Source organism: Microbacterium sp. CFBP9023, assembly GCF_034045055.1.
Lineage (GTDB): Bacteria > Actinomycetota > Actinomycetes > Actinomycetales > Microbacteriaceae > Microbacterium.
In genome coordinates, this window is sequence record NZ_JAXCWI010000001.1 from 152691 (window position 1) to 178278 (window position 25588).

Here is a 25588-nt window from a genome sequence, read left to right on the forward strand (position 1 = left end):
CCGGCCGCAGGTTACGCGCCCGGTGCGCCGCGGACGGATGCGTCGTCGGATCGCTCAGAACGCGAGGGTGGTGACCGTCGCCAGGTGGTCGCTGGTGCCTGCCCGCATGGTCGTCGAACCGAGCACGGTCAGGCCGCGCGTGAAGACATGATCGATCCTGGTGAGCGGGAGTGCGGCGGGCCACGTGAACCCGAGGGCGCCGTCGGTCGGCCTGACCCAGTCGAGCTGAGATCGGATGGCGCCCAGGGCAGGATCTGCAGAGGCGGCGTTGAAGTCGCCGACGACGACGACCGACCCCGATGAATCGGCGGCGACGGCATCGGCGATGCCGGACAGCATCGCGTCCCGCTCGCTCTGCACGCCCGGGCGGACGGACGCCGCGTGCATGACGTAGACGGCCACGTCGCCGTCCGGCGCGTTCACGACCACACGCAGTGCCCGCTTCCAGTCGAGTCCGAGTGACAGCGCCTGCGCATCCGTGATCGGCAGGCGGCTCCACACGGCGACGGTGCCGACGGCATACGAGTGCGGGTAGTCGGCGGCGAGCGTGTCGCGTGCCGCCGCGAGGCTGTCGGCGTCGAGCTCGGTGAGGGCGATGACCTCGGCGCCGGAGCCAGCGAGGTCTGTCGCGGATTCCGCCGCGCCACCGGAGTGGGCGCGCACGTTCTGGCTGACTATCCGCACGCCGGGCGATTCGTCGGCGCTGCCCGATGCGAAGCCCGGAGCAGACGGAGCGATCGCCAGCATCCACGCGACGATAGGCACGAGCAGCACCAGGAGGACACGTCGGGCGAGGAGGAGGGCGACCACCGCCAGGACTCCGAGCGCGAGACCGCACCAGGGGAGAAGCGCAGCGGCCGCGGTTCCCACCACGCCCGGGACCCAGACGCACACGATCATGACCAACACGACCAGTGCGACGACGGCGATGGCTCGCCCCGCGGGTACGTGCGTGCGTCGGCGGGTCGGCGGATGCGTCGTGGCGGCGATCGTGAGCTCCTCGGGTGGGTTCTCATTGTCGTCCGCGCCGCCTGTGCACGGGCCGAACGAGCCGGGGACGAGAAGTGCCCCGAGCCGAAGCCCGGGGCACTTGCTCTGCGTGATGGCGGTCAGGCGCGAGCGGCCTCCGACACGCGGCGAGCCGCGGCGAGTGCCTCGTCGAGGTCTGCCTTGAGGTCGTCGATGTTCTCGATGCCCACCGACAGTCGCACGAGGCCGGGGGTGACGCCGGCCGTGAGCTGCTGCTCGGGCGTGAGCTGCGCGTGGGTGGTCGACGCCGGGTGGATGACGAGAGAGCGCACGTCGCCGATGTTCGCGAGGTGGCTGAACAGCGACAGGCTGTTGACGAACTCGCGACCGGCTTCGACGCCGCCCTTGAGCTCGAACGACAGCACCGCGCCGACGCCCTTGGGCGCGTACTGGTTCGCCTTGGCGTACCAGGGCGACGAGGGCAGGCCAGAGTAGTTGACGGATGCCACGTCGTCCCGGCTGTCGAGCCACTCGGCGATCTCCTGGGCGTTCTGCACGTGACGCTCGATGCGCAGCGACAGCGTCTCGATGCCCTGGATGAGGTTCCAGGCGCTCTGCGGCGCGATGGCCGAGCCGAGGTCGCGGAGCAGCTGCACCCGGGCCTTGATGATGTAGGCGAGCGGGTCGCCGACCGCGGCGGTGTAGCTCGCGCCGTGGTACGACGGGTCGGGCTCGGTGAGGCCGGGGAAGCGCTCGACGTTCTTCGACCACTCGAAGGTGCCGCCGTCGATGATCGCGCCGCCGATGGTGGTGCCGTGGCCGCCGAGGAACTTGGTGACCGAGTGCACGACGATGTCGGCCCCGTGCTCGAACGGGCGGATCAGGTACGGAGTCGCGATCGTGTTGTCGACGATCAGCGGGACGCCGCCCTCGTGCGCCACGTCTGCGACGGTGCGGATGTCGAGGATGTTGATCTGCGGATTGCCGATGGTCTCCGCGAAGAAGAGCTTGGTGTTCGGTCGCAGCGCGCGGCGCCACTCCTCGGGGTCGTCCTGGTTCTCGACGAACGTGACCTCGATGCCGAGCTTGGCGAGCGTGTACTTGAACAGGTTGTACGTGCCGCCGTAGATCGAGCTGGACGAGACGATGTGGTCACCGGCCTGCGCGATGTTCAGCACAGCGAACGTCGACGCCGCCTGACCGCTGGCGAGGACGAGGGCTCCGGTGCCCCCCTCGAGCGCCGCGAGGCGCTGCTCCAGGACGTCCTGCGTCGGGTTCTGGATGCGGGTGTAGATGTTGCCGAACTCCGCCAGGGCGAACAGGTTCGCGGCGTGATCCGCGCTGTCGAACACGTAGGACGTGGTCTGGTAGATCGGAGTGGCGCGGGCCTTGGTCACGGGGTCGGGAGCAGCGCCGGAGTGGATCTGCTTGGTCTCGAAACGCCAGGTCTCGGGTGCGGACATGTGTTCCCCCTGGAACTGTTGGAAGGTCGATTCGACTGATGTCGTTGATGCGACAGTACGGAATATCGGAAGTTGTCAACAGTGGGTGGGAAATGTGACGTAATGAACACCGGCCGGATCCCGGCGCCGGTGCGCGTGCGGGTTCAGGGCCGGCCGAGCAGCCTCGCCGCCCACGTGCGAGCGATCGCGAACGGCTCGGCGAACGTCGTCATCCCGACCGTGACGATCGCGCCCTCGTACAGCAGCATCATCGCCTGCGCCATCGCCTGCGGATCGGTGATCCCCGCTTCGCTGCAGAGCTCCTCGAACAGATCGAGGAGCCAGGCCTTCTGGCGAGACACCTCGGGGAACACCGGGTGGTCGTCGTTGCCCTCGCCGATCTCGGCTCGGGCGTTGATCGCGCTGCATCCCTTCGGGCTGTTCTCGTCGGACCAGGAGATCGCGGCGTCGAAGACCGCGAGCACACGGTCGGCGCCGGGATCGGGCACCCGGGCGAGCTGGCCGGCGACGTGGTCGCGCCACCGCGCATCCCGGTGCTGGAGGTAGGAGACGACCAGCGCCTCCTTCGACCCGAAGCGGTCGTAGAGCGTCTTCTTCGTGACTCCGGCCGCCTCGGCGATCGTGTCGACCCCGACCGCGTGGATGCCTCGCTCGTAGAACAGTCGGGATGCGGCGTCGAGAACGCGCCGCCCTCCGGGCGTGAGCGGGACGAGTTCGGGAACGGACGAGGTCATGCGGACGACTATACCAGTCTGTATAGTCGGCATCATGAGTAAACAGATCGGTGTACTTCCGGTCGTGACGACGGCGACCGCCGCGACCGCATTCGTCGTGACCTGGAGCTCGGGGTTCATCATCCCGGCGTTCGCCACCGTCGAGGTCTCGCCCCTGACGCTCCTCGTGTGGCGGTTCGCGCCCCTGGCCGTCGCGCTGCTCGTGCTCGTCGTCGTCTCAGGAGCGGCGACGGGGATGCACCGACGTGAGCTCCGGATCCAGGCCTCGATAGGGATCTTCGCGCAGTTCGGCTACTGCATCGCGGTCTACGGTGCCGTCGCCGCAGGCATCGCCACCGGCACCGTGGCTCTCATCGACGCGGTGCAGCCCCTGGTGGTGGCTGTGCTCGTCGGGCCCATCCTCGGTCTGCGCGTGCGCGGAGCTCAATGGGTCGGGCTCGGAGTGGGCGCGATCGGAGTGCTGCTCGTCGTCCAGTCGCAGCTCGGCGCCACCGAGGCTCCACCTGCGGCCTATGCGCTGCCGGCCGTCGCCATGGTGTGCCTCATCGTCGGCACCCTGCTGCAGCGGAAGACCGGGGTGCAGACCGGCGTGCTCGTGACGCTGACCGTCCACGTGACGGTGACGGCGGCGCTGCTCGTGGTGATCGCGGCGGTGACGGGGACGCTGGTTCCGCCCGCCTCCGGATCGTTCTGGCTCGCCGTGGTGCTGACCGCGGCCGCTCCGACGCTCGCCGCATACGGTCTGTACTGGTGGCTGCTGAAGCGCATCGGCATCACCGCCCTGCAGGCGCTGCTCTTCCTGATCGCGCCGACGACGTCACTGGCCGGAACCATCCTGCTGGGGGAGCCTCTGACGATCCTCACGATCGCCGGATTCGCCCTGTGCGGAGCCGGGGTCGCACTCGTCCTCGTCTCCGAGGTCCGGTCGGCGCGCGTCGACTCCCGACGCGGCGCGTCGAGACGACCCGACGATGCGCAGCGGCTTTCGCGGCCGGAACATCGTACGGTGGAGGAATGGTGAACAGGCGTGCAGTGGTGACGGGTGCGAGTTCGGGTATCGGACAGGCGACGGTGCGCGCGCTGCGCGCCCGCGGCTGGGGGGTCGTGGGAGTCGCACGACGGGCGTCCCGACTGGAGGCGCTCTCGGCGGAGACCGGGGCGTCGACGATCGCGTGCGACCTGACGAACCCGGAAGCCGTCGCAGCGCTGGTCTCGGAGCTCGAGGATTCGGGACCCGTGCACGCTCTCGTGCAGGTCGCGGGCGGAGCGCGAGGCACGGATCGCATCGAGAACGCGTCGATCGACGACTGGCAGTGGATGTACGACGCGAACGTGCTCTCGAGCCAGCGTCTGGTGGCGGGGCTCCTGCCTCTGCTTCGTCGGGCAGCCGCCGCGGACGGTCACGCGGACACCGTGTTCGTGACCTCGACGGCCGCCCAGGTGGCCTACCCGGGCGGCGGAGGCTACAACGCCGCCAAGGCCGCGCAGGCCATGCTCGTGCACGCCCTCCGTCTCGAGTTGAACGGCGAGCCGATCCGCGTGTCCGAGATCGCTCCCGGAATGGTGCACACCGAGGAGTTCACGCTCAACCGTCTGGGCGGAGACGCGGTCGCGGCAGAGGCCGTGTATTCGGGCGTCGAGGCGCCGCTGCGAGCCGAGGACGTCGCCGACGTGATCGCCTATGCCCTCGACGCGCCCGCTCATGTGAATCTCGACCTCGTCACGATGCGACCCGTCGCGCAGTCGGCCAACCATCTTCTCGCCCGCGGACCGCTGCGCGTGCGGCCGATCGACTGAGGATGACCGCGCGCACTCTCGCCGAGCTCGCCGGCGACGGTCTCATGGACCCCGAATGGGCGGACGCACTCGCTCCGGCTCAGCAGACGATCACCGCCCTCGGGGAGCGGCTGCGGGAGGAGCAGGCCGCAGGACGCGGTTATCTTCCCGCGGGCGATCACGTGCTGCGCGCCTTCGAACGCCCGATGTCCGACGTCAAGGTGCTCATCACCGGCCAGGACCCGTATCCGACTCCCGGGCACCCGATCGGGCTGTCGTTCGCCGTCGACCATGACGTGCGGCCGCTGCCGCGCAGCCTGGGGAACATCTACCGGGAACTCGAGAGCGATCTCGGCATCCCGCCCGCCCCGCACGGAGATCTGTCCGCGTGGAGCGACCAGGGGGTCCTGCTGCTCAACAGGGTGCTGACCGTGCGGCCCGGCGAGGCCGGCTCCCATCGCCGCTGGGGATGGGAGCAGGTGACCGAGCTCGCGATCCGCGCACTCGTCGCGCGGGACCAGCCGCTCGTCGCGATCCTGTGGGGCAAGGACGCGGCGAATCTGCAGCCCCTCCTCGGCGAGACCCCCGTGATCGCCTCGGCGCACCCGTCTCCGCTCTCCGCACGGCGCGGATTCTTCGGCTCTCGGCCGTTCTCGCGAGCGAACGAGCTGCTCGACGGGCTCGGTGCGAGTCCGATCGACTGGCGCGTCGGCGAAGCGCCCCCTCTAAGCTGATCGCATGCAGTTCGAGCCCGGTGATCGCCGCCGTGTGCTGCCGCGCCATCTGCGCCCGCAGCCCGAACCCGACGTGTTCTCGTACTCGATCCGCCCCGCACGTTCGGGCGACCTCCCGTACGTGCGCGAGATCTACAACCATTTCGTCAGCAATTCGGTGGTCACTCTCGATGAGCGGCGCAGCAGCATCCCCTACTGGCGTGAGAAGTTCGCGCTGCTGAGCAAGCTCGGCCTGCCCTTCCTGGTGGCGGTCTCGCCGGCGGGGGTCGTGATCGGGTACGCGCTGGCGCAGCCGTGGGCGGGCAAGAACGCGTACCGGTACACGGTCGAGGACTCGATCTACCTCGGCCCGGGAGCCGGCGGCAAGGGGCTCGGAGCTGCGCTGCTGCAGGCGCTCATCGACGCCTGCGAACAGCTCGGCATCCGCGAGATGGTGGCCGTGATCAGCGACACGAAGGCCGACGCCTCGATTCGGCTCCACGCGAAGCTCGGCTTCGTCGAGGCCGGACGGATGGGCCGAGTCGGGCACAAGTTCGGCCGCGACCTCGGGACCGTCTACATGCGCCGCGCGCTGCGTCCCAGCCGTCGGCGGAAGTTCTTCAGCACGAGCTCGACGCGCTGACGACCCTGCTCACGACGGGGGAGCGGGGATCACAGGGATCGCGGCGAGGAGCGCCTTCGTGTAGTCCTGCGTCGGGCGCAGCAGCACGTCCGCGGTGGATCCTCGCTCGACGACGGCGCCGTCCTTCATCACGACCACCGTGTCGCACAGGTTCTGCACCACGCCGATGTCGTGCGACACCAGGACGAGCGTCAGGTCGGCGCTGCGTCGCAGCTCGATCAGGAGCTCGAGGATCTGAGCTCGCACGGTCACGTCGAGCGCCGACAGGGGCTCGTCTCCGACGAGGATGCGGGGTCGATGCACGATGGCGCGGGCCAACGCGATCCGCTGCCGCTGCCCTCCCGAGAACTCATGCGGGTAGCGGTCGCCCATCTCGGGTTCGAGGCCGACCTGCTCGAGCACGTCGCGTACACGTGCGCGGTGGTCTCCCTCGATGCCGAGCGCCCAGAGGGGCTCGCGGATGATCTGGGCGGCGGTCATGCGAGGGTCCAGCGATGCGTACGGGTCCTGGAACACGAGCCCGGTCTGACGGCGCAGCCAGTGCAGCGAGCGGGCGGATGCCGCGGCATCCACGGCTCTTCCATCGACGGTGACGGTGCCGGACGTCGGACGGTCGAGTCCGAGCAGCAGTCTGACGAGCGTCGATTTCCCCGACCCGGATTCGCCGATGATCCCGACGGACGACCCCTCGACGATGTCGAGGTCGGTCGGTGCCAAGGCTGTCTGCCTACGCGTCGGCTCGAAGGCGGAGCGCTTGGGGATCACGAAGTCACGCCGCAGAGACCGCGCCTCGATCAGGCTCATCGCGTGCCTCCCTCGGGCCGCCACAGGGTCGCGGTCGCGTCGCGGAGCAGCCCCTGGGTGATCGGCGACGTCGGGGCGGTGAGGAGCGTGCTCACGGGAGCCGCCTCGACCACGTGGCCGTCTTCGAGGACCACGCCCTCGGTCGCGACCTGAGCGAGGACGGCGAGATCGTGGGTGATGAACACGAGTGACATGCCCTGCTCCTCGACGAGGTTCAACAGCAGAGCGAGGATCTCGGCTTGGATCGTGACGTCGAGAGCGGTCGTCGGCTCATCGGCGATGAGCAGACGCGGTCGGCACGCGAGCGCCATCGCGATCGCCACCCGCTGCCTCTGACCGCCGGACAGCTGGTGCGGATACCGATCGACGATCGACGCCGGGTCGGGCAGGCGCACACGAGCCGCCTCCTGGATTGCTCGCTCTCGGGCCTCTCGTCGACCGATGCCCTCGTGGATGCGGATCGACTCGGCGATCTGCCTGCCGACCGTGCGGATCGGGTTCAGAGCGGTGCGCGGCTCCTGGAAGACGATCCCGATCTCGTCACCGCGCAGGCGGGCGAGCTCGCGATCCGGCATTCCGATCAGCTCGGTGCCGTTCCAGCGGATGCTGCCGCTCGCGGTCGCGCCGTCGGGAAGGAGCCCGAGAACGGCCAGGGCGGTCAAGGACTTGCCGGATCCGGATTCGCCGATCAGGCCCAGGCGCGATCCGTTCGGCACCTCGAACGAGACGCCGTCGACCACCGGCCGTCCGTCGATGCGGACGACGAGGTCGGTCACTTCGAGACTCATGCGATCACCGCCGGCGTGTGGATCTCGGCGGCGCGATGGCGCAGCGTGGGATCGGTGGCCTCGCGCAGGCCGTCGCCCAGGAGGTTGAGAGCGAGCACCGTGATCGTGATCGCGAGGCCCGGCCAGATGACCGAGAGGGGATGCACGCCGATGTAGCGCTGGAGATCGGCGAGCAGCAGCCCCCAGCTCGGCTCCACCACCGACGCGCCGAAGCCCAGGTACGACAGTCCCGCTTCGGCGAGCACGGCGACCGCCATCGACCACGACAGCTGCACGATGAACACGGGCGCGACGTTGGGCAGCAGGTGGCGCGCGAGGCTCTGACCGGTCGTCAGGCCGGAGGCCCGCGCGGCGAGGACGAAGTCGCTCTGCTGCACGCGGCGCAGCTCGGGTCGGGTGACGCGAGCGATGTTGACGCCGAAGCCGATGCCCACCGACCAGATCACCACCCAGAGCGAGCCGCCCCAGACCGACGAGATCATCATCGCGATGAGCAGCACGGGGAAGGCGATCAGGATGTCGACGAGCACGGCCACCGTCTCACGCAGCCACCGTGCCGTGAGCGCGCCGAGCGCGGCCAGGGCGATGCCGACGACCGTGGCGACGAGCCCGGCGCCGATGCTCACGAACACCGTCGTCCGAGAGCCCGCCATGAGCAGACTGAGGATGTCGCGCCCGGTGTCGTCGGTGCCGAGCAGATGGGGCCAGCCGGGGACACCCCAGCGAGCTGCCAGATCGGACTCCTGCGGGTCGAACGGCGTCCAGAACAGCGAGACGAGCGCGGTGAGAGCGACGATGGCGACGACGATCAGACCGAATCGCCCGGTCGCGGTCCGCCACAGTCTCGACAGCCAACCGGACATCAGGCCTCCCTCTGCCGAGGATCGATCGCGCGATGGACCAGATCGACGAGGAAGCCCACCACGAGCACGAAACCGGTGAGCACGAGCAGCTCGCTCTGCACCTTGACGAGGTCGCGTGTTCCGACGTCGGCCACGAGCATCCGCCCGATACCCGGGAGGGTGAACAGCTGCTCGATGACGACCGAGCCGACGATGATGCCCGCGACCTGGAGCCCGAGGACAGTGATGATCGAGAGTCCGACTGCCGGTATGCCGTGGGAGATGAGGGCGCGCGTGCGGGTGAGTCCCTTGGCGGCGGCGGTGCGGACGAAGTCCTGTCCCGCAGCCTGCAGGGTCGCACTGCGGACGAATCTCATGAGCATCGCGCCCTCGACGATGCCGATCGTGAGAGCGGGCAGCAGCAGCGATTCGATCGCTCGCCAGGGCGTGCTCCACCCGGTGCGGGGGAAGCCCTGCGGGGGAAGCCAGCCGAGCCAGACCGAGAAGACGACGATGAGCATCATGCCCGCCCAGACGACGGGCACCGCGGCGAGAGCCTGCGCGCCGACGCTCAGCGCCGTGCCTCCGCGACCGCCACGACGCAGCGCGGCCAGGATGCCGAACGGCACGGCGATGAGGACGGCGATGAGCAGGGAGAGGATGCCGAGCGGGACCGTGACCTGCGCCTTCTCGAGCAGCTCCTCGCCGACCGAGGCGCCCGAGAGGAGCGACGTGCCGAGATCGCCGCGGAAGATCCCGCCGATCCACTCCGCGTACTGCGCGGGGAGAGGACGGTTCAGACCGAGGGAGTCGCGAAGGGCCTCCACCTCGTCGGGGGAGGCCTGCGTGCCCGCGATCAGCTGTGCGACATCGCCGGGGAAGACCCTGAGGGTCAGGAAGATCACCGCACTCGAGACGAGGAGCCCTGCGATGAGCAGGGCTCCTCGAACGAGCGCGTAGCGGATCACGACGTGCGCGTCATCACTTCTCGGTGGCCACGGTCACCCCGGCCAGGTTGATGCGGGAGTTGATCGAGTCCTCGGGGAAGCCGGTCACGAGCGGGCTCACGGCCGTGATGGTCGCACCGTTGTACAACCAGTCCGCCGCGTGGTCTTCGGACACGATGCGCGCGGCTTCGGCGAGCAGGTCCGCGGACTTGTCGGGATCGACCTCGGCCAGCGCCTCGGTGTACAGGCCCTGCACCTCGGCGTTGTCGTAGCCGAAGTAGTAGTCGGGGTTCGCGAAGTTGCCGAAGTCACGCGGCTCGACGTGCAGCACGAAGCTGAGGTCGTAGTCGTGGTTGGTGTAGACGTCCTCCAACCAGGCCGGGAACTCGACGGAGTCGACATCGAGGGTGACGCCGACCTTCTGGAAGTCCGAGATGAGCACCTTGGGGACCGTCGTTCCGTAGAAGCTGGGGATCGTGAGGGTGAGCTCGAGATCCTCCTGGCCGGCTTCTGCAAGCAACTTCTTCGCCTTCTCCGGGTCGTAGGAGACGACATCGGAGAGGTCCTCGTAACCGGGGTCCAGCTCGGGGATCGGTCCGTACAGGGTGGATCCCGCACCGACGGCCTCGACGAGAGCCTCGTGATCGATCGCGAGGCGGAGTGCCTCGCGTACCCGGACGTCGTCGAGAGGCGCCTTCGCGTTATTGAACGCGAGCGTGGCCTTGTCGGTGGTGCGGCCGGTCGTGAGGGTGAAGTCGCCGGAATCCTCGAGCTGCGGGGCGAGATTCGGGTCGACGGCTGTGAGAACCTGAACCCCGCCGTCGAGAGCGGTGTTCACTCCGGCGGTGAAGTCGGGGATGTACTGGAACTCGACCTCGGCGACTCCCGCCGGTTCGCCCCAATAGGCGTCGTTGCGGGCGAAGGTGATGGCGCTGCCCTTGTTCCACCGAGTCAGGGTGAAGGGGCCGGTTCCGTTCTCGGCGGTCTTGAGGTCGGTCGTGTCGCCCGTCTGGAAGACGAGACCCGCAGGCCCGGTGAGCGAGAACAGGAAGTTCTGGTTCGGCTCCGTGAGCACGATCTGCACCGTCGCGGGGTCCGGGGCGGTGATAGAGGCCACCGAGGCGAACTCGGCGTTGCCCTGCAGCGTCGCGTCCGTGCGGACGGCCTCGTACGAGGCGACCACGTCGGCCGAGGTGAGTGCGGTTCCGCTGTGGAACGTGATGCCCTCGTTGAGGGTGAACGTGTAAGTGAGTCCGTCGTCGGAGACCTCGTAGTCCGAGGCGAGGCGGGGCACGATCTCGTTCTCCTGCGTCCGGCTGATCAGACCCTCGTAGATGTTGTCGATGAGGATCTGTTCGAGGGCGGCGCCGCTGGTGTGACGGATGTCGAGATTGGTGGGTTCGAGGACGAGCCCCACCTGGAGCGTCGCGTCCGGATCGGGCTCTCCGACGGGCTCAGTGGTCTCGGGCTCTGCGGCACCTGCGCAGGCGGTGAGGACGATGGCGCTCGCCGCGATGGCGGAGATCAGCGCGAGTCGTCGCGTACGTCGGAACATGGGTTGTTTCCTCTCGGTGCGGCAGTTGCTGTGTGCCGATGGATCGAGCCTAGGGATGTGTCGGGTGGGTGAGGGCGGAATGTGGAACGGAACGTCACATTCCGTGCGGCGGGAGCGAGGACGAGATCACCGCGGCGAGCTGCCCGGGCGCGGTCTCCTGAACGTTGTGGGTGGCCTGGACGGCGACCACGCGGGCCTGAGGCAGACGATCGGCGAACTCCTGCGCATCCGCTGCGGTCACGAAGCCGTCGATCGCGCGGAGGAGCGTGAGGGGTGCCGACGTCTGCGAGAGATCCTGCCAGCCGGTGGTGTGAAGTGCGGACGGCGCCGAGACGTCGCCGCGGTCGTGCGCAGCGAGCGTCTGGGCCGCGAGGTGCGCGAAGTGGTGCTTCCACTCGACGCGGCCGTCGGCGCGCACGCGGGTGTTCAGGAACACGCCCCGCTCGGTGTCAGACCTGGCGCCCCCGAACCCGAACGAGATCGCGCGGTCGACGAGCTCGTCGCGCGTCTCGAAATCCGTGGGGCCGGCGTAGAACTCGCGTAGGGCGGCGGGCCCGGCGGACGTGTCGATGCCCGGGGTGATGTCGACCACGATCAGCTCCGACACGAGGTCGGGACGGGCAGCGGCAAGAGCTGCGCCGGTGAGGCCGCCGAGCGAGTGACCCACGACCAGCTGCGGAGCGTCCGTCCAGGCGTCGAGCGCCGCGGCGACGTCGAGGGCGAGAGTGCGAGGGGTGTAATCGAGGTCGTCGCGCCACGACGAGTCGCCGTGACCGGCGAGGTCGACCGCCAGCACCGGCTGCTGGAGCGCGAGCACGGTCGTGTCCCACGTGTGCGCATTGAGACCGGCGCCGTGCAGCAGTGTCACTCGAGGTGCCTCGTCGCCGAATCGCAGCGCGCTCACCTGGCGGCCGTCCGGCAGGGGCAGCGTCACGCGTCGAACGGACGGTTCGGAGACCCCCATCGTCTGCGCCTGTGCGGGAAGATAGCTGAACTCGCTGGTGTCGATCGCCACCTGCATATTCTGCTCTGCTTCGAGGGTGGTGGGGAAATGCGGGAGCATTATGTTTGCCGTAACCCGGCTCACCCTTGGCGAAAAGGTATCAAATCGGCGCTGTCATTTCGCGCTCTGCATTCTCGCTTCCTGTGAGCGGCTCGCCAGCTTGAGTGCGCAACGGAATATCATTGAGCCATGAGCGAGACGCGAGTGCACCTCTCAAAGACCGAGCCGGCGGCCTACCAGGCGCTCGACGCCTTCGCCCGCACCGTGGGAGACATCTGCGCAGCCAACGGGATCGACGATCGGCTCAAGGAGATCGTGATGATCCACTCGTCGCAGCTCAACGGGTGCAGCTACTGCACGCGTCTGCATGTGGATCGCGCGCTCAAGGCGGGCATCGACACCGACACGCTCATGCAGATCGCGACGTGGCGCGAGAGCAATGTCTTCAGTGACCGCGAGGAAGCCGCGCTCGAGCTCGCCGAGGCTTTCACCTTCATCTCCGAGGAGGGCATCTCCGACGACGTGTACAACCGGGTCGGTGGAGTGTTCACCGAGAAGGAGTACGCGGCACTGAGCTGGGCCTGCATCTCGATCAACGCCTTCAACCGAGTCGTGATCGCCGGAAGGTACCCGGTTCCGCCGCGCTCGCCGCAGGCGAAGGCGCAGGCATGAGCGTTCTCGAGGTCGACGGGGTCAACAACTTCCGCGACGTCGGAGGGATGCTCGCAGACGGTGGTCGGATCCGTTCGGGCGTGCTGTTGCGATCCGGCCAGCTCTCGGCGGCGACCACTGCCGGGGTGAACGAGGTCCGTCGCCGCGTCGCTCACATCGTCGATCTCCGCGACGGCGAAGAGGTCGCCGCAGAGCCGACCGAGATCGAGGGTCCCGACACCACTCACCTTCCGCTGTTCCTCGGATCCGTGCGGTCGTTCTTCGAGACGGACACGAGCCTGGAGGATCTCTATCTGCACCTGCTCGAGGAGAGCGGAGATCGGCTCGTCGCCGCGATCCGCATCATCGCTGAGGGGGAGCCGACTCTCGTCCACTGCACGGTCGGCAAGGACCGCACCGGGGTGACCGTCGCGCTCGCGCTCGCCGCAGTGGGCGCCGACCGTGAGGCGATCGTCGCGGACTACGCGCTCACGGAGTCGCTGCTGCCCGCCGAGCGGTCGCAGCGCATCGCCGCATACCTGAGGTCGCAGCATCCGCAGGCTGTGCACGCCGTCGCTCTGGCGACGCAGTCGCCGGCACCGGTGATGCGGGCGCTGCTCGAGCAGGTCGACGAACGTTGGGGTTCGGCCGCCGGCTACCTGCGCGCGAACGGGATGACGGACCAGGAACTCGAGGCTCTGCGATGCGCACTTGTGGAAGAAGTCCTCGAGCAAGGTTAGGCAACCCTTCATGTGCTGTATGATGGATGCATCATGGAGACCTTCCTCGAGACCCGCAGCACGCGTGCCGAGCGCCGCGCCGCACGTCGCCGTGCTCACCACCTGGTGACGGCCGACGAGCACTCGCTCACCGAGCTCGAGGTCTTTCTCGCCACTCTGCCGCTGTGCGCGTCGGGTCGGATCTTCATCGAGGTCGCCGACGCGTCCGACATCGGCGTGATCGAAGCCCCTGGACGCATGACGGTCACGTGGCTCGCTCGATCGCAGCGATCGGGCGCACCGGGAAGCGGGCGAGCGTGCGCACCGGGCGAGGCTCTCGCCCGAGCGACCTGCGCGTGGGCAGACGAGATGCTCTGCGACGACGAGCTCGACACCCACGTCACTCTTCTCGGAGGCTTCCTCGGCACGGCTGACATCGTCGAGCACCTGACGGGCGCCCTCGAGATCCAGCCTGCTCAGATCCACGCTCCGGAGCGCTTCGGGCTGCTGCCCGTCAACCGCTGAGCGCTTCCGCGCTCTACGGCCGCGACCTGCTGCGGCGGACGTAGTTGCCGTCTTCCAGGCCCGCCTCGATCTCGAAGCGGTTGCGCAGCGGATCCCTGCCCGCGAACAGGTAGAGCACCGGAAGCAGGATGCCGTAGCGCAGCCACTGCGCCTTGTGCACCGCCTCGTGGCGCAGCACGGCGTCGCTCGGACGGGCGTCACCCGTCAGGAAGCAGCCGCCGACGCACACTCCGCCGCGGTTGAACGTCCAGTTCGGCATCCCCTGGAACACCCACAGGCCCGATCGGCGTTCGACGGGACCCGTGCTCCACAGGGACCCCCAGATCCAGCCCACGGACGTGCCCCACCAGTAGCCGATCCGGCTGATCGGCGAACGCAGGAGGAACGCGGGGATCCGGCGGTCGAGTCTCCGACCGCGAGCCACAGCGCGCTCGGCGGCCGGCCGCCAGTCGGACGTCATGCGACGGCTCCGACGAGACGGAGCAGCGCGCCGAGGTCCTCGACCGCGTCAGCGGGTGAGCGAGGGGCGAACCCCGCGATGGTGGCGCCCGCCAGCGGCACACGGGACCGCAGTGCGCGGATCGCGGTGCTCAGACTCGCGGGCGAGAGTCCGAACGGTGCGGGGGAGGAGACGCCGGCGATCTCCGCAGGGTCGAGCACATCGACGTCGATGTGCACCCATACGCGGCGCGCGCCGGTCGCTTCGACCGCGTCGGCGAGAGCGTCGGGCGATTCCAGATCGTCGACGGAGAGCTGGGCGAGGCCGTCGAGGGCGGTGACCTCGTCGTCGTCGAGATTGCGCATGCCCACCGTGACCACCCGATCGCGGGGGATCCCGGGCGAGAGCGCGAGTTGAGGCTCTCCGTCGCCGAGTACCGCGCGGAGCGCCATGCCGGAGAACGCTCCGGAGGGTGAGGTGTCCGGCGTGTGCAGGTCGGCGTGGGCATCGCACCACACGACGGCCAGGTCGTCGGTTCCGCCGGGAAGAGCCGCCAGGGCGGCGACGGTCACGCTGCAGTCGCCGCCGATGATCACGGTGTCGACGGTCATGCCGGTTTCGACGAGCTCTCGGGTGCGAAGGAGAGCGCTGAGTCGGCGGACGCCGGTGCCGAGGGATTCACCGGCTTCGACCGGCACATCGAGCACCGTGGTCGCGGCACGCGGAAGGTCGCCGGCGATCGCCGAGGCGCCGTCGACGAGCAGCATCGCGCGAGCGGCGGGGGAGCCCTGCCACTGCGGGACGACGAGGAAACGCACCATGGGTGCCTCCAGCTGAGAAGAGGAGCGGGTGCCTCGGACACGAGGATCCGAGGCACCCGCAGGGTGTATCAGGAGCCTTCGATGGCCTGGCGAGGGGCGGAGCCGCCCGCCTTCAGCTCGGCGAGACGAGCCTCGACCTCGGTCAGCTCACCGAGGTCTTCGAGGCTCTCGAACTGAGCGTCGAGGCTGGATGCCGCGAGCTCGATCTTGCCCTGGGCGAGGGCCTCCTGACGGCGGACCTTGTCTTCGAAACGTCCCAGCTCGCTGGTGGGGTCGAGGACGTTGATCGAGGAGACCGCATCCTGCACCTTCGTCTGAGCCTCGGCGACCTTGGCGCGGGCGAGCAGCTCGCTGCGCTTGTTCTTCAGCTCGCCGAGCTTGTCCTTCATGCCGTTGAGGCCGGACTTCAGCTTGTCGACGATCTCGGTCTGAGCGGCGATCTGCGGCTCGGCCCCGGTCGCCTCGCGCTCGGCGCTGATCTGGCGCTGCAGAGCGATCTTCGCGAGGTTGTCGAACTTGTCGGCATCGGCGGCGTCGCCGGTGGAGCGCATCTCGTCGGCCTTGCGGCTGGCGGCGAGAGCCTTGTTGCCCCACTCGGTGGCGGCCTGGACGTCTTCTTCGTGGTCGCGCTCCAGCAGACGCAGGTTGCCGATGGTCTCGGCGATGGCCGACTCGGCGTCGGCGATGCTGTTCGTGTAGTCGCGAACGAGCTGGTCGATCATCTTCTGCGGGTCTTCCGCAGAGTCCAGGAGCGAGTTGATGTTCGCGCGGACGAGGGTCGAGATACGTCCGAAGATGGACTGCTTGGTCATGCGTGGTTCCTTTCAGAGGGTCGGACTCGATGTCTGGGGTCGATAGGTATGCGGTTCAGAAGCGTCGCCCTCCCGAACGGCCGCTGCGGCCGCTGGAGCGGCTGCCGCCGCCTCCGCCGAAACCGGAGCTGCGGAACCCGCCGCCACCGCTGGAACGCCAGCTGCTGCTGCGCGAGGAGCCGCCGCCTCCGCCGCCGCCGCCCGAGAGCAGACCGCCGATGATGCCGCCCAGGATGTCGCCGCCCAGGCCGGAACCGCCGGAGCCTGATCCGCCGCCGCCGAAGATGCTGCCGCCGGCGCCGCCCCATCCGCTCTCATAGCGGCTCGGGCTCATGGCCGCGACATCCGCCTGGGCGGATGAGGTGGCCTGCCGGGCGAGTTCGAGCGCGCGTCCTGCTTCTGCGAGCGCGGTCTCGGGATCCGACGACCGCAGACTCACGGCCTGAGTAAGGGTCGCGTCGGCCTGGGAGAGGCGGGTGCGAGCCGTGGAGCCGACGGTTCCCCGCCGCGTCTCGATGTACTCGCGCGCTGCTCGGATCTCGGAGCCCGCCTGCGTCAGGGTCTGCTCGAGAAGCTGCTGCACGCGTCGCGCCCGTTCCACGGCCTGGGTGCCCTCCGCGATCGCGGCGTCGATCTGCGTGTTCGCCGCGCTGAGCGCTTCGAGCACGCGCTGCGGACTGCGCGATGCTCCGGAGAGGTCGGCCTGCGCACGCTGCAGCTGCTGCGAGGTTGCGGCCGCGACCGCGGCGAGCGTGCCTCCGGCGTCAGGCAGCTGCTGTGCCGCGGCGATGTCGGCCTGCAGCTCGGCGACGAGAGCCTGCGCCTGCGATTCGATACGGGAGAGTTCGGTGCCCAGCGCGTTGATGGCCTCGACCAGCTGTGTCGCCTGCGCCACCGACTGCTCGGCCGTGCGGATGGCGAACGCCGCCTCGCCGGAGCGACCGGCCGCTATCGCCTGCTGCGCGGCCTCGATCGAGCGGTCGGCGAGGGCTGCCCGCTCCTGAGCCTGTGCCGGGTTGTCGGACACCGTGCTCAGTGCCGATGCGTCGTAGGTGGCGGACAGCGCGGCCAGAGCGGGAGCCGCGGAAGTCAGAAGCGGGACGAGAGCGGCTCGCTCGCCGCGGACTCTGTCGAGTTCCTGTGGTGCGTTCTGCTCGAGCTTGCGGAGCGCGTCGAACGCGTCGGTGTTCTCGTCGAGGACGTCGTCGATCTCGTCGCACAGCCGGATGATGCGGATGTGCCAGGCGCGGCGATCGTGGACGGTGTCCTCGATCTCGTCGTCGAGCTTCTGCTTCAGATCGAAGGCCTCGGACATCTTCGACTTCGCGGTCTCGACTGCTCCGCTGAACTCGGCGGTCGCCGCGTCGCCGAACTGGGCGACGGCGAAGCCGAGCTCCTCGCGGCTCGAGGTGATCGCATCGTCCGCCTGCACGAGTGCGGCCCCCGCCTGCGTCTCCACCTGCTCGTCGGTCAGCGTGGAGAACGGATCGTTCGGATCGGGCGTCTCGGGCATGGCGCCACGCCTGCGGATCGCGGCATTGCGACGCGCGCGGCGAATGAGGGCGATGATCAGCCAGATGATCAGGCCGACCGCGATGACGGCGACCACGATCAGTGTGGCCCGTAGAGCGCCCGCACCGCCGTCGCCCTCGATCTCGTCGGCGGCGAGGACGATCATGCCCTCCCAGTCCTCCTGTGCGGCCAGACCCTGGATCTTGTCTTCCACGTCGTCGAGCTTGCTGTCGCTGAGCGGGCCGTCGGGTGCTGCCGAGATGTAGTAGCTGCGTCCCTCTACCGCGATCGCGAGCAGGTACTGCTCGGAGCCGAGGTTGTTGTTCTCTGCGACGGTATCGGCCCAGGCGACGTTGTCGGTCGGCGAGGTGAAGTCATCGACGAGGACGACGAAGAGATCGGACGAGGAATTGTCGCTGAGCGTCTGGAGTCGAGCCTCGACGGCGTCCTCTTGGCTCGGGCTGAGGACGTCGGCGTCGTCCGTCACGTATCCCGAGTCGAGCGTCACGGGGTCGGTCGCGGAGGCAGCAGATGCGGAGAACGCGGCTGCTGCAGCCGCCGCAGTCAGTGCGGCCAGCGCCAGCCACCGTGTCTTCATCGTGTTCCCTCCGACCGGCAGCCGAGCCCCATGGCACGAGTCTATGCACAGAGGCCGACACGCGACACCTTCCGAGGGGGATAGCCGTTCGCCCTCAGCGGAGACACATACGCTGGATGGCATGGACGACAGGTACGGATCCGATGTACTCGCTGCCGGCTGGAGGGAACGAGCAGCCAAGCCGGTGCCGCAGGTTCCCGCCGAGCTCGATCTCGTCGTCGAGGTGGCGCAGGACGGATTCTGCGGAGCGGTCACACGGGTGCAGGGCGGCAACGTCGAACTCGAGGACCGGGTGGGGCGCAAGCGCCTCTTCCCGCTCGGAGGCGGGTTCCTGATCGACGGATCACCGGTGCGGCTCACGGTCCCGGCCGCGAAGGAGCAGGGCCTCCGACGCACGGCATCCGGCTCGTTCGTCGCCGCCGATCAACGAGCCAGGGTCGCGCTTCCCAGCCGGATCCTGGTCGAGGGCAAGCACGACGCCGAGCTGGTCGAGAAGGTATGGGGAGCGGACCTGCGGGTCGAGGGCGTCGTCGTCGAGTTCCTGCAGGGAGTCGACCTGCTCGACGAGCTGCTCGCCGCAGAGCCTCCCAGCGCATCGCGCCGCTACGGGGTCCTCGTGGATCACCTCGTGCCCGGGTCGAAGGAATCGCGCATCGCCGACGCCGTCGCCCGGGGTCCGCACGGCAGGCATGTGAAGATCGTCGGCCACCCGTTCGTGGATGTCTGGCAGTGCGTCACCCCTCGGGCTCTCGGTATCGCGAGATGGCCGGAGATCCCCCGGGGCACGGACTGGAAGACCGGGATCTGCCGCGCATTCGGGTGGCCGTACGAGACGCAGGCGGACACCGGTCGCGCCTGGCAGCACATCCTGTCGAAGGTGCACACCTACCGCGACCTCGAGCCCGCGCTCCTCGGTCGGGTGGAGGAGCTGATCGACTTCGTGACGGCACCCGCCTCCTGACCCGCGGTCGGTGGCGTTCAGCGCCGCCGACTACCCTGGAAGCATGCCCGAACCCCGCACCTTCCGCGACGAACCGGTCTCCTTCGTGCGCCGCAGCGGCCGGATGTCCGATGCTCAGGAGCGCGCGTTCGAAGAGCTCGGACCGCACTACCTCCTCGACGTGCCCCGCGATGTCGCCTGGACCTCGGTGCACCCGGAGGCGCGTCTGGATCCCGCCTCCGAGTACGGGCGGGATGCGGACCTGTACGTCGAGATCGGCTCCGGTCAGGGGCACGCCATCGTCGCCGCCGCATCGTCCCGCCCCGACGACGACTTCCTCGCGGTCGAGGTCTTCCGCGCGGGCCTCGCCAGGACCATGCTCGACGCCGACCGCGAAGGTGCTCGCAACGTCCGCGTGGTCGAGGCGAATGCGCCGGAGGTGCTCTCGTCGTACCTCCCCGAAGCGGCGGTGGCAGAGGTCTGGATCTTCTTCCCTGATCCGTGGCACAAGAAGAAGCACACGAAGCGCCGTCTCGTCCGCCAGGGGTTCGCCGACACCGCCGCTCGCGCACTCCGTGACGGCGGTCTGCTCCGCCTCGCGACCGACTGGGAGGACTACGCGCTGCAGATGCGCGAGGTGCTCGACGCGGAGCCTCTGTTCGAGCGCGCCTTCGACGGCGACTGGGCCGAGCGATTCGATGGACGCGTCATGACCGCATTCGAACGCAAGGGGATCGCCAAGGGGCGAGACATCCGCGATCTCGTGTATCGGCGGAAGTCGCGCGCGTGATCACCGCGCAGCGCATCTCGGCGACGTGGCCGGCGGTCGTCTCCGCGCTCTTCGTGTGCGCTGCGGCGCCGGCATTCTTCGTGGTGCAGATCCCGTGGCTCGGCTGGGCGCTGCTCGCACTCGGCGTCGGGAGCGCGTGGCTCGTCGAGCGCCGTCTGCCGGTGACGGCGGATCAGACGGTGCGCGTGGGCACGCGTCGCGAGAGCGCCCGAGTCGTGGGGACCAGCCGTCAGCCCTCACTCACCAGGGACCTGTCCCTGATCGCCCTCGGCATGCTCATCGTCAGCGTGATCCCGCTCGCGGCAGAGCTCGACAACCTCGCGATGCTGCGGTTCACGCTCGCCCTCGGCGGCGCGGTGGCGGTTCCGTACGTCGTCTCCCGCTTCGTGTTCCGCGACCGGGCGATCGGCTTCCCCTGGCGGGCGCACCGCCGGTGGGGGCGCCTGCAGTGGGGCTGGCTCGTCGCCGTCCTGGTGCTCGGCTGGCTGATCCTGCCGTTCTACTTCATCACCAGCGGCGTCTATCAGAACTGGCCGGTCGTGGACTCGCCCGACCTCATCGCCCGGCTGTTCGTCGGCGTCGGAGCGGTCGGCATCTGGGACGAGCTGTTCTTCATCTGCACCGTCTTCGCCCTGCTGCGCAGGCATTTCCCCGACGCCCTCGCCAACGTGCTGCAGATGATCGTGTTCGTCTCATTCCTGTGGGAGCTGGGCTATCGCGAGTGGGGACCGCTGCTGACCATCCCGTTCGCGCTGCTGCAGGGGTTCATCTTCATGCGGACGCACTCGCTGGCCTATGTCGTCACGGTGCACCTGCTGTTCGATGCGGTGGTGTTCGGGGTGCTCGTACACGCCCACAACCCCGGGCTTCTGCCGATCTTCCTGATCTAGCGCGAGCGGACATCGATACGATCGAGTCATGCTCATCGTCGGACTCGTCCTCGCCGCGGCCGCTGCCGCCTTCCACGTCTTCATCTTCGCGCTCGAGTCGCTGAGATGGACAGAGCCCGAGACGAGGAAGATCTTCGGCGTCGCGAGCGAGGCGGACGCCCTCACGACGAAGGCGCTCGCCTTCAACCAGGGCTTCTACAACCTGTTCCTCGCGCTGACCGCGCTGCTCGGCGTCGGCTTCGTGATCATCGGCTTCACAACGGTGGGACTGACTCTGGTGTTCGCCGGAACGGGGATGATGCTCGCCGCCGCACTGGTGCTGATCCTCTCCGATCGCACGAAGGCGCGTGCCGCGGTGATGCAGGGCACGCTGCCGCTCCTCGCCGTGATCGCGACCGCGATCGCCGTCTCGATCGGCTGATCTCGGTGATGCGCTGATCGTCTCCGAGGGGTGACAACTCGCTCGGCACGGGCCACACTCGGTGCATGACCGACTGGGTGCTGCACGTCGACATGGATCAGTTCATCGCTGCGGTCGAGGTGCTGCGCCGACCGGAGCTCGCAGGGCTTCCCGTGATCGTCGGCGGCCGGGGTGACCCGACGGAGCGCGCCGTCGTGTCGACGGCGTCGTACGAGGCGCGGAAGTTCGGCATCGGATCCGGGATGCCGCTGAAGATCGCGGCGCGCAAGGCGCCTGAGAACGCGGTCTTCCTGCCGGTGGACCACGACGCGTATGAATCGGCCTCCACCGAGGTGATGTCGACACTGCGTGCACTGCCCGGGGTGGTGCTCGAGGTCATCGGCTGGGACGAATGCTTTCTCGGCGTGACCACGGACGACCCCGAGCAGACGGCGCGCAGCGCGCAGAACGCGGTGCTCGAGTCGACGGCACTGCACTGCTCGGTCGGCATCGGCGACAACAAGGTGCGGGCCAAGATCGCCACGGAGTTCGGCAAGCCCCGGGGTGTCTTCCGGCTCACCGCCGAGAACTGGTTCGACGTGATGGGAGACCGGCCTACTCGGGACCTGTGGGGAGTCGGCCCGAAGGTTCAGAAGCGGCTCGCCACCCGCGGCATCACGACGGTCCGGGAACTCGCTGACGCGGACGAGGCAGAGCTCATCGCGGAGTTCGGACCGCGGATGGGCGTCTGGTACCACGGGCTGGGCTCGGGTCTCGGTCCGACCGTGGTCGACAGCACCCCATGGGTGGCCCGCAGCCACAGTCGCGAGATGACGTACCAGCAGAACCTCACGACGACTGCAGAGGTTCAGGCGGCGCTGACCGAACTGGCGGGGCAGGCCTTCGACGACTGCGCCGCCGAGGGGCGCCCGGTCGTCCGCGTGCATCTGAAGGTGCGCTATGCGCCGTTCGAGACCAAGACCTTCGGCCGCAAGCTGCCGGAGCCGACCACCCGGCGCGCGACGGTCATCGAGGCGGCACTGGCGCTCGGTGCCACGCTCGATCACGACCGGGAGATCAGACTGCTCGGCGTTCGCGCGGAGATGGCGATGCCCGAGGGTGGTGACTCGGCCGAGAGGACGCCGGTGCGCGGAAGGATCTGAGTCGGCGTGCCGCGGTCATTCACGGATGACGGCGGCGATCGCGCTCACCTCGATCACTGCGCCCGGGACGCCGAGCCCGGCCACGAGGGCTGCGGTCACCAGCGGAGGGGCGCCATCACGGGCGAGCGTCGCTGCGACGGCACCGTAGGCGGCACGAAGATCGGCATCCTGGTGGATGTAGATCGTCCAGCTGATGACATCGTCGAGGCCTGCGCCCGCCGACTCGAGCGCGATCCGAGCGTTCTCGACCGCGCGGAGCGACTGCTCGGCGGCATCCGTCGAGACGAGCGCGCCCGTCTCATCGACGCCGTTCTGGCCGCCGACGTGGATCGTCGTGGCCCCGGGCGGGACGACGGCGACATGACTGAAGGCGGGGCTCACGACGAGTCCCGCCGGCTGTGCGAGTGTGATCTCCATCTGCAGAGTGTGCATGCGGGGGCGGACATCCACGAGAGGGTTCGTCGGCGGTGCGTCGGGGCGGGCACGGGGCCCGCCCCGACGGGGGTCAGCCGACCTTCTTGACCGTGTATCGGAACACGTCCGTGCGGAGCACGTCTCCTGACGTCTTCACGACCTCGATCGTGTGCTCGCCGTCCTTCAGCCCGGTCGCCTCGAACAGGGTCTGATTCGAGACGCGCGACTCGGCGTGGGTGTCGACGCTCTTCACCTTCTTGCCGTCGATGTACACATCGACGGCTCCCTGGTCGGGTGCCTTCGGGCCGAGCCACGCGACGCCCGTCCCGCGGAACGTGAACGACACGGAGTCGCCGTCGGCCGTGGTGGCGTGGACATCGTCGAGATGGTCTCCGGTGAACGCGAAGTCCAGCGTCGCGTCTCCCACCGGGAGCGCGGCGAGGTACGACGACTTCAGTGTGACCGTCGATCCGGACAGCGTGTAGTCGGCGTCGCGCTCGAGCGGCTCACCGCCGAGGCTGATCGAGGAGAGCTCGCTCGGGTCGCGCAGCACATCGACCGTCACGTCGGCGGGAGCGGCCTTGTTGAACGCACCCGAGGTCGTGCTCAGCTGGCTGTCGAGAGTGACGACGAGCTTGTCGAGCAGCATGAAGGATCCGGACTTCTTGACCACCCGCAGGGTGTGACTTCCGCTCGCGAGATCGGCGACGGCGTAGACCACCTGCTGGGAGAGGCGCCCGTCGGCCGCGGGCAGCGAGGTGTCGACGGTCTCGACCAGCTGTCCGTCGAGGTAGACCTCGACCTCGCCCTGCGATTCGTGCTTCTCGGTGACGTACTGGATCCCGGTTCCCTGGAACGTGTACTCGAAGGCCGCTCCGTTCGTCTCGACGTAGTGGACGTCGTCGCCGTGGTCGCCCAGCCCGCGGTTGTTGCTGTCGCCCCAGGACCCGCTGTAGCCGATGCGTGAATCGTCGTCGTTCAGGGTCACTGTCAGCCCGGTGGCGGGCGGTTCGGGCGTGCCTCCACCCGGGGTGTCGGACACCGCGACGGTGAAGGGCTGCGATGTCGCAGGCACCTCGTTGCCGTCGTTGCGCACCCACGCCCCGTCGTAGCCGACCCGCAGCGAGTCGTCGTTGACGGTGAGTGCCGCCTGCTTCGCGGGCGTCACCTTCAGAAGGCGCACGCCGTGGATCGGCACGCTCTCGGCGGTGAAGCCCTCCGCTTCCGATCCCAGGTTCTTGCCGGCCCAGAGATCGCGGACCTTCGCGGAGCCGTCGAGTCCGATGTCGGACCAGTCGACCGTGATGTCGGCGTCTGCACGGCCCAGGTTGTACAGCGCCACGGTGTAGGTGCCATCCGGGTTCAGTGCGTACCAGACCTGCTGCTTCGTCGCCGTCGAGACGGGGCGAGCGGGCACGCCTGCCTGGTTCACGGCGATGACCTCGCGGTTGGTGATCAGCTCGAGCCCGTACTCGTCGAGGTTCGTCAGATCGTTGCCCAGGTACATCGGCGCCGCGGAGGTGGCCCAGAGCGTCGTCGCGGTGCGGCGTTCGTCGCGCGTGAGGCCGTCCATCTTCCCGTTGCCCACGTTGAGGGAGTCGAGGTCGTTCCAGCCTGCGGGCCCGGCGTGGCGCCACCAGTCCGAGAGCCTCGGGAACAAGCGAGCGACGTTCTCCCAGGTGGTCAGGGCCTCATCCCCGCAGTAGCATTCGACGTCCCAGTCGATGCGCCAGCCGTCTGCATACTGCTTCCAGTAGTCCGCGTAGTCGATGTCGACGGCCCAAGAGAGCTCGAACCAGATGTCGTTGCGGTCGAGCGCCCGCGACCAGGCGGCGACCTCCTCGCGGGCGTCCATCGACAGGTCGCTGATTCCGGAGCCGGGGGTGACGCTGTCGAACTTGATGAAGTCGACTCCCCATTCGCCGAGCAGATCGGCGATCGAGTCGATGTACTTCTCGGTGCAGGGGTTGTCGAAGTCGAGTCGGTACCCGAAGCCCCAGTAGTCGCCCTGCTGGAGAGGCTGCTTGAGCAGATTCTCGGTCGTGCAGCCGGGAGCGCCGTAGATCGGGAGCGCCTTCTGCGCCGTCTCGAGGCTCATCCCGGGAATCAGATACAGACCCACCTTCTGGCCGTTGTCGTGCACGTGGTCGATCACCGCGTCGAGCCCGTCGGGGAACAGCGTCGTGCTGGGAATGGGGCGTCCGTACTCGTCCTGGCCTCCGTTCCAGCCGGCGTCGATGTTGATGTAGTCGTAGCCGAAATCCTGGAGCTTGTCATGCATGGCATCCGACTGAGCCATGATCTGATCGGCGGTGATCCACTGGCCTCCTTCGTACACCTGCATGCTGTAGCTGCTCCAGCCCATGTAGGGGGCGGTCGATCGGTTCGAGATGCCGTCTTCGGTCTCGTCCGCAGGCGTGCGCGTCGCATCCGCCGGTGGCTCCTGCTCCGGGGTGCTCGAGGGAGCAGGTTCCGGTGCCGGCTCTTCAGTCGGCGCCGGCTCTTCAGTCGGGGCCGGGTCGTCCGTCGGCGCGGGAGCCGCCGTCGGCGTCGTCTCCGGCGCCGGAGTCGGTTCCGGTGTCGCCTCGGTGGCCCAGCTCGCGCCAGGTGCCAGAGCGAGGACGATCGCTGTCGCGGCGAGTGCCGCGGTCAACGAGGCCGCTCTCCTTCTCTGTCG

General features: G+C 68.7%; 27 protein-coding genes. 12 read left to right on the top strand and 15 right to left on the bottom strand.

All coding sequences use genetic code 11. From position 1 onward, the window contains the following. Positions 1–54: 54 nt before the first annotated feature. The 3 genes from SOM10_RS00685 to SOM10_RS00695 form a co-directional block, all read right to left on the bottom strand. Positions 55–900, bottom strand: a complete 846-nt coding sequence (locus SOM10_RS00685) for an endonuclease/exonuclease/phosphatase family protein (RefSeq protein WP_320487974.1) — start codon at positions 898–900, stop codon at positions 55–57. Between the two features lie 209 nt (positions 901–1109). Continuing rightward, entirely contained in the window at positions 1110–2432 is a 1323-nt protein-coding gene (locus SOM10_RS00690) for a bifunctional o-acetylhomoserine/o-acetylserine sulfhydrylase (RefSeq protein WP_056278296.1), read from the bottom strand. 143 nt (positions 2433–2575) lie between these two features. Continuing rightward, positions 2576–3166, bottom strand: coding sequence for a TetR/AcrR family transcriptional regulator (locus tag SOM10_RS00695; RefSeq protein WP_053095691.1), 591 nt, complete (start codon positions 3164–3166; stop codon positions 2576–2578). Positions 3167–3200: 34 nt separating this feature from the next. On the opposite strand from SOM10_RS00695, the gene SOM10_RS00700 reads away from it, so the two are divergent. From SOM10_RS00700 to SOM10_RS00715, 4 genes are read left to right on the top strand one after another with little or no spacing between them, the layout of a single operon-like run. Further along, a complete protein-coding gene (locus SOM10_RS00700) occupies positions 3201–4187 on the top strand; it encodes a DMT family transporter (protein WP_320487975.1) in 987 nt (328 codons plus the stop codon). Then, positions 4181–4963 (top strand): SDR family oxidoreductase, encoded by a 783-nt coding sequence (locus tag SOM10_RS00705; protein ID WP_171821902.1) that lies wholly within the window; start codon positions 4181–4183, stop codon positions 4961–4963. Before SOM10_RS00700 ends, SOM10_RS00705 begins: the two co-directional genes overlap by 7 nt. Before the next feature lie 2 nt (positions 4964–4965). Next, entirely contained in the window at positions 4966–5676 is a 711-nt protein-coding gene (locus SOM10_RS00710) for a uracil-DNA glycosylase (protein WP_295105658.1), read from the top strand. Positions 5677–5680: 4 nt separating this feature from the next. After that, positions 5681–6298: a GNAT family N-acetyltransferase gene (locus tag SOM10_RS00715; protein WP_320487976.1), complete on the top strand. Its 618-nt coding sequence runs from the start codon at positions 5681–5683 to the stop codon at positions 6296–6298. A 9-nt stretch (positions 6299–6307) separates the two neighbouring features. Here SOM10_RS00715 and SOM10_RS00720 read toward each other — a convergent pair whose 3' ends face one another. From SOM10_RS00720 to SOM10_RS00745, 6 genes are all read right to left on the bottom strand, one after another. Beyond that, positions 6308–7102, bottom strand: a complete 795-nt coding sequence (locus SOM10_RS00720) for an ABC transporter ATP-binding protein (RefSeq protein WP_320487977.1) — start codon at positions 7100–7102, stop codon at positions 6308–6310. Next, a complete protein-coding gene (locus SOM10_RS00725; RefSeq protein WP_320487978.1) occupies positions 7099–7890 on the bottom strand; it encodes an ABC transporter ATP-binding protein in 792 nt (263 codons plus the stop codon). Before SOM10_RS00725 ends, SOM10_RS00720 begins: the two co-directional genes overlap by 4 nt. Further along, positions 7887–8753, bottom strand: a complete 867-nt coding sequence (locus SOM10_RS00730) for an ABC transporter permease (protein ID WP_053095695.1) — start codon at positions 8751–8753, stop codon at positions 7887–7889. Before SOM10_RS00730 ends, SOM10_RS00725 begins: the two co-directional genes overlap by 4 nt. Next, positions 8753–9700 (bottom strand): ABC transporter permease, encoded by a 948-nt coding sequence (locus SOM10_RS00735; RefSeq protein WP_320487979.1) that lies wholly within the window; start codon positions 9698–9700, stop codon positions 8753–8755. Before SOM10_RS00735 ends, SOM10_RS00730 begins: the two co-directional genes overlap by 1 nt. Positions 9701–9713: 13 nt before the next feature. Next, entirely contained in the window at positions 9714–11234 is a 1521-nt protein-coding gene (locus tag SOM10_RS00740) for an ABC transporter substrate-binding protein (protein WP_320487980.1), read from the bottom strand. A 94-nt stretch (positions 11235–11328) separates the two neighbouring features. After that, entirely contained in the window at positions 11329–12255 is a 927-nt protein-coding gene (locus tag SOM10_RS00745; RefSeq protein ID WP_320487981.1) for an alpha/beta hydrolase, read from the bottom strand. 171 nt (positions 12256–12426) lie between these two features. On the opposite strand from SOM10_RS00745, the gene SOM10_RS00750 reads away from it, so the two are divergent. The 3 genes from SOM10_RS00750 to SOM10_RS00760 are packed head-to-tail and all read left to right on the top strand — an operon-like array spanning position 12427 to position 14132. After that, the gene (locus tag SOM10_RS00750; RefSeq protein WP_320487982.1) at positions 12427–12909 is read left to right on the top strand and encodes a carboxymuconolactone decarboxylase family protein; all 483 of its coding nucleotides are present in this window, start codon (positions 12427–12429) and stop codon (positions 12907–12909) included. Further along, positions 12906–13628 (top strand): tyrosine-protein phosphatase, encoded by a 723-nt coding sequence (locus tag SOM10_RS00755; protein ID WP_320487983.1) that lies wholly within the window; start codon positions 12906–12908, stop codon positions 13626–13628. The genes SOM10_RS00750 and SOM10_RS00755 overlap by 4 nt, the downstream gene beginning before the upstream one ends. Before the next feature lie 33 nt (positions 13629–13661). After that, positions 13662–14132, top strand: a complete 471-nt coding sequence (locus tag SOM10_RS00760) for an SIP domain-containing protein (RefSeq protein ID WP_295102786.1) — start codon at positions 13662–13664, stop codon at positions 14130–14132. A 13-nt stretch (positions 14133–14145) separates the two neighbouring features. On the opposite strand, the gene SOM10_RS00765 is transcribed toward SOM10_RS00760, so the two are convergent. The 4 genes from SOM10_RS00765 to SOM10_RS00780 all read right to left on the bottom strand — a co-directional run bounded on the left by SOM10_RS00765 (position 14146) and on the right by SOM10_RS00780 (position 18314). Continuing rightward, positions 14146–14592 carry a hypothetical protein gene (locus SOM10_RS00765; RefSeq protein ID WP_053095702.1) on the bottom strand — a complete coding sequence of 149 codons (447 nt, stop codon included), beginning with the start codon at positions 14590–14592 and terminating at the stop codon, positions 14146–14148. Further along, positions 14589–15392, bottom strand: a complete 804-nt coding sequence (locus tag SOM10_RS00770; protein ID WP_320487984.1) for an arginase family protein — start codon at positions 15390–15392, stop codon at positions 14589–14591. The genes SOM10_RS00765 and SOM10_RS00770 overlap by 4 nt, the downstream gene beginning before the upstream one ends. A gap of 68 nt (positions 15393–15460) precedes the next feature. Beyond that, complete coding sequence (locus SOM10_RS00775; RefSeq protein WP_053095704.1) at positions 15461–16204, bottom strand: PspA/IM30 family protein; 744 nt, start codon at positions 16202–16204, stop codon at positions 15461–15463. A gap of 55 nt (positions 16205–16259) precedes the next feature. Further along, complete coding sequence (locus SOM10_RS00780; RefSeq protein ID WP_320487985.1) at positions 16260–18314, bottom strand: TPM domain-containing protein; 2055 nt, start codon at positions 18312–18314, stop codon at positions 16260–16262. 121 nt (positions 18315–18435) lie between these two features. Between SOM10_RS00780 and SOM10_RS00785 the strand changes: the two genes are divergently transcribed. The 5 genes from SOM10_RS00785 (at position 18436) to SOM10_RS00805 (ending at position 22497) form a co-directional block, all read left to right on the top strand. Beyond that, the gene (locus SOM10_RS00785; RefSeq protein ID WP_056278323.1) at positions 18436–19275 is read left to right on the top strand and encodes a DUF3097 domain-containing protein; all 840 of its coding nucleotides are present in this window, start codon (positions 18436–18438) and stop codon (positions 19273–19275) included. Positions 19276–19318: 43 nt separating this feature from the next. Beyond that, positions 19319–20044, top strand: coding sequence for a tRNA (guanosine(46)-N7)-methyltransferase TrmB (gene trmB, locus SOM10_RS00790; protein ID WP_320487986.1), 726 nt, complete (start codon positions 19319–19321; stop codon positions 20042–20044). Next, positions 20041–20934 (top strand): CPBP family intramembrane glutamic endopeptidase, encoded by an 894-nt coding sequence (locus SOM10_RS00795; protein ID WP_056278327.1) that lies wholly within the window; start codon positions 20041–20043, stop codon positions 20932–20934. The genes trmB and SOM10_RS00795 overlap by 4 nt, the downstream gene beginning before the upstream one ends. 28 nt (positions 20935–20962) lie before the next feature. Further along, complete coding sequence (locus SOM10_RS00800) at positions 20963–21355, top strand: DUF1304 domain-containing protein (RefSeq protein WP_053095709.1); 393 nt, start codon at positions 20963–20965, stop codon at positions 21353–21355. A 65-nt stretch (positions 21356–21420) separates the two neighbouring features. Continuing rightward, positions 21421–22497, top strand: a complete 1077-nt coding sequence (locus tag SOM10_RS00805) for a DNA polymerase IV (protein ID WP_320487987.1) — start codon at positions 21421–21423, stop codon at positions 22495–22497. A 15-nt stretch (positions 22498–22512) separates the two neighbouring features. Here the strand turns inward: SOM10_RS00805 and SOM10_RS00810 are convergent, their stop codons facing one another. Continuing rightward, positions 22513–22914, bottom strand: a complete 402-nt coding sequence (locus SOM10_RS00810) for a RidA family protein (protein WP_056279023.1) — start codon at positions 22912–22914, stop codon at positions 22513–22515. An 88-nt stretch (positions 22915–23002) separates the two neighbouring features. After that, the gene (locus SOM10_RS00815) at positions 23003–25564 is read right to left on the bottom strand and encodes a X2-like carbohydrate binding domain-containing protein (RefSeq protein ID WP_320487988.1); all 2562 of its coding nucleotides are present in this window, start codon (positions 25562–25564) and stop codon (positions 23003–23005) included. Between the last annotated feature and the right edge of the window lie 24 nt (positions 25565–25588).

Bases quoted from the DNA above. Each gene is read 5' to 3' on its own strand.
- SOM10_RS00770 (WP_320487984.1), bottom strand. From the start codon at position 15,392: ATGGTGCGTTTCCTCGTCGTCCCGCAGTGGCAGGGCTCCCCCGCCGCT.
- SOM10_RS00715 (WP_320487976.1), top strand. From the start codon at position 5,681: ATGCAGTTCGAGCCCGGTGATCGCCGCCGTGTGCTGCCGCGCCATCTG.
- SOM10_RS00750 (WP_320487982.1), top strand. From the start codon at position 12,427: ATGAGCGAGACGCGAGTGCACCTCTCAAAGACCGAGCCGGCGGCCTAC.
- trmB (WP_320487986.1), top strand. From the start codon at position 19,319: ATGCCCGAACCCCGCACCTTCCGCGACGAACCGGTCTCCTTCGTGCGC.
- SOM10_RS00730 (WP_053095695.1), bottom strand. From the start codon at position 8,753: ATGTCCGGTTGGCTGTCGAGACTGTGGCGGACCGCGACCGGGCGATTC.
- SOM10_RS00755 (WP_320487983.1), top strand. From the start codon at position 12,906: ATGAGCGTTCTCGAGGTCGACGGGGTCAACAACTTCCGCGACGTCGGA.
- SOM10_RS00800 (WP_053095709.1), top strand. From the start codon at position 20,963: ATGCTCATCGTCGGACTCGTCCTCGCCGCGGCCGCTGCCGCCTTCCAC.
- SOM10_RS00705 (WP_171821902.1), top strand. From the start codon at position 4,181: ATGGTGAACAGGCGTGCAGTGGTGACGGGTGCGAGTTCGGGTATCGGA.
- SOM10_RS00685 (WP_320487974.1), bottom strand. From the start codon at position 900: ATGATCGTGTGCGTCTGGGTCCCGGGCGTGGTGGGAACCGCGGCCGCT.
- SOM10_RS00810 (WP_056279023.1), bottom strand. From the start codon at position 22,914: ATGGAGATCACACTCGCACAGCCGGCGGGACTCGTCGTGAGCCCCGCC.
- SOM10_RS00805 (WP_320487987.1), top strand. From the start codon at position 21,421: ATGACCGACTGGGTGCTGCACGTCGACATGGATCAGTTCATCGCTGCG.
- SOM10_RS00780 (WP_320487985.1), bottom strand. From the start codon at position 18,314: ATGAAGACACGGTGGCTGGCGCTGGCCGCACTGACTGCGGCGGCTGCA.
- SOM10_RS00725 (WP_320487978.1), bottom strand. From the start codon at position 7,890: ATGAGTCTCGAAGTGACCGACCTCGTCGTCCGCATCGACGGACGGCCG.
- SOM10_RS00775 (WP_053095704.1), bottom strand. From the start codon at position 16,204: ATGACCAAGCAGTCCATCTTCGGACGTATCTCGACCCTCGTCCGCGCG.
- SOM10_RS00700 (WP_320487975.1), top strand. From the start codon at position 3,201: ATGAGTAAACAGATCGGTGTACTTCCGGTCGTGACGACGGCGACCGCC.
- SOM10_RS00740 (WP_320487980.1), bottom strand. From the start codon at position 11,234: ATGTTCCGACGTACGCGACGACTCGCGCTGATCTCCGCCATCGCGGCG.
- SOM10_RS00765 (WP_053095702.1), bottom strand. From the start codon at position 14,592: ATGACGTCCGACTGGCGGCCGGCCGCCGAGCGCGCTGTGGCTCGCGGT.
- SOM10_RS00785 (WP_056278323.1), top strand. From the start codon at position 18,436: ATGGACGACAGGTACGGATCCGATGTACTCGCTGCCGGCTGGAGGGAA.
- SOM10_RS00720 (WP_320487977.1), bottom strand. From the start codon at position 7,102: ATGAGCCTGATCGAGGCGCGGTCTCTGCGGCGTGACTTCGTGATCCCC.
- SOM10_RS00710 (WP_295105658.1), top strand. From the start codon at position 4,966: ATGACCGCGCGCACTCTCGCCGAGCTCGCCGGCGACGGTCTCATGGAC.
- SOM10_RS00760 (WP_295102786.1), top strand. From the start codon at position 13,662: ATGGAGACCTTCCTCGAGACCCGCAGCACGCGTGCCGAGCGCCGCGCC.
- SOM10_RS00690 (WP_056278296.1), bottom strand. From the start codon at position 2,432: ATGTCCGCACCCGAGACCTGGCGTTTCGAGACCAAGCAGATCCACTCC.
- SOM10_RS00745 (WP_320487981.1), bottom strand. From the start codon at position 12,255: ATGCAGGTGGCGATCGACACCAGCGAGTTCAGCTATCTTCCCGCACAG.
- SOM10_RS00695 (WP_053095691.1), bottom strand. From the start codon at position 3,166: ATGACCTCGTCCGTTCCCGAACTCGTCCCGCTCACGCCCGGAGGGCGG.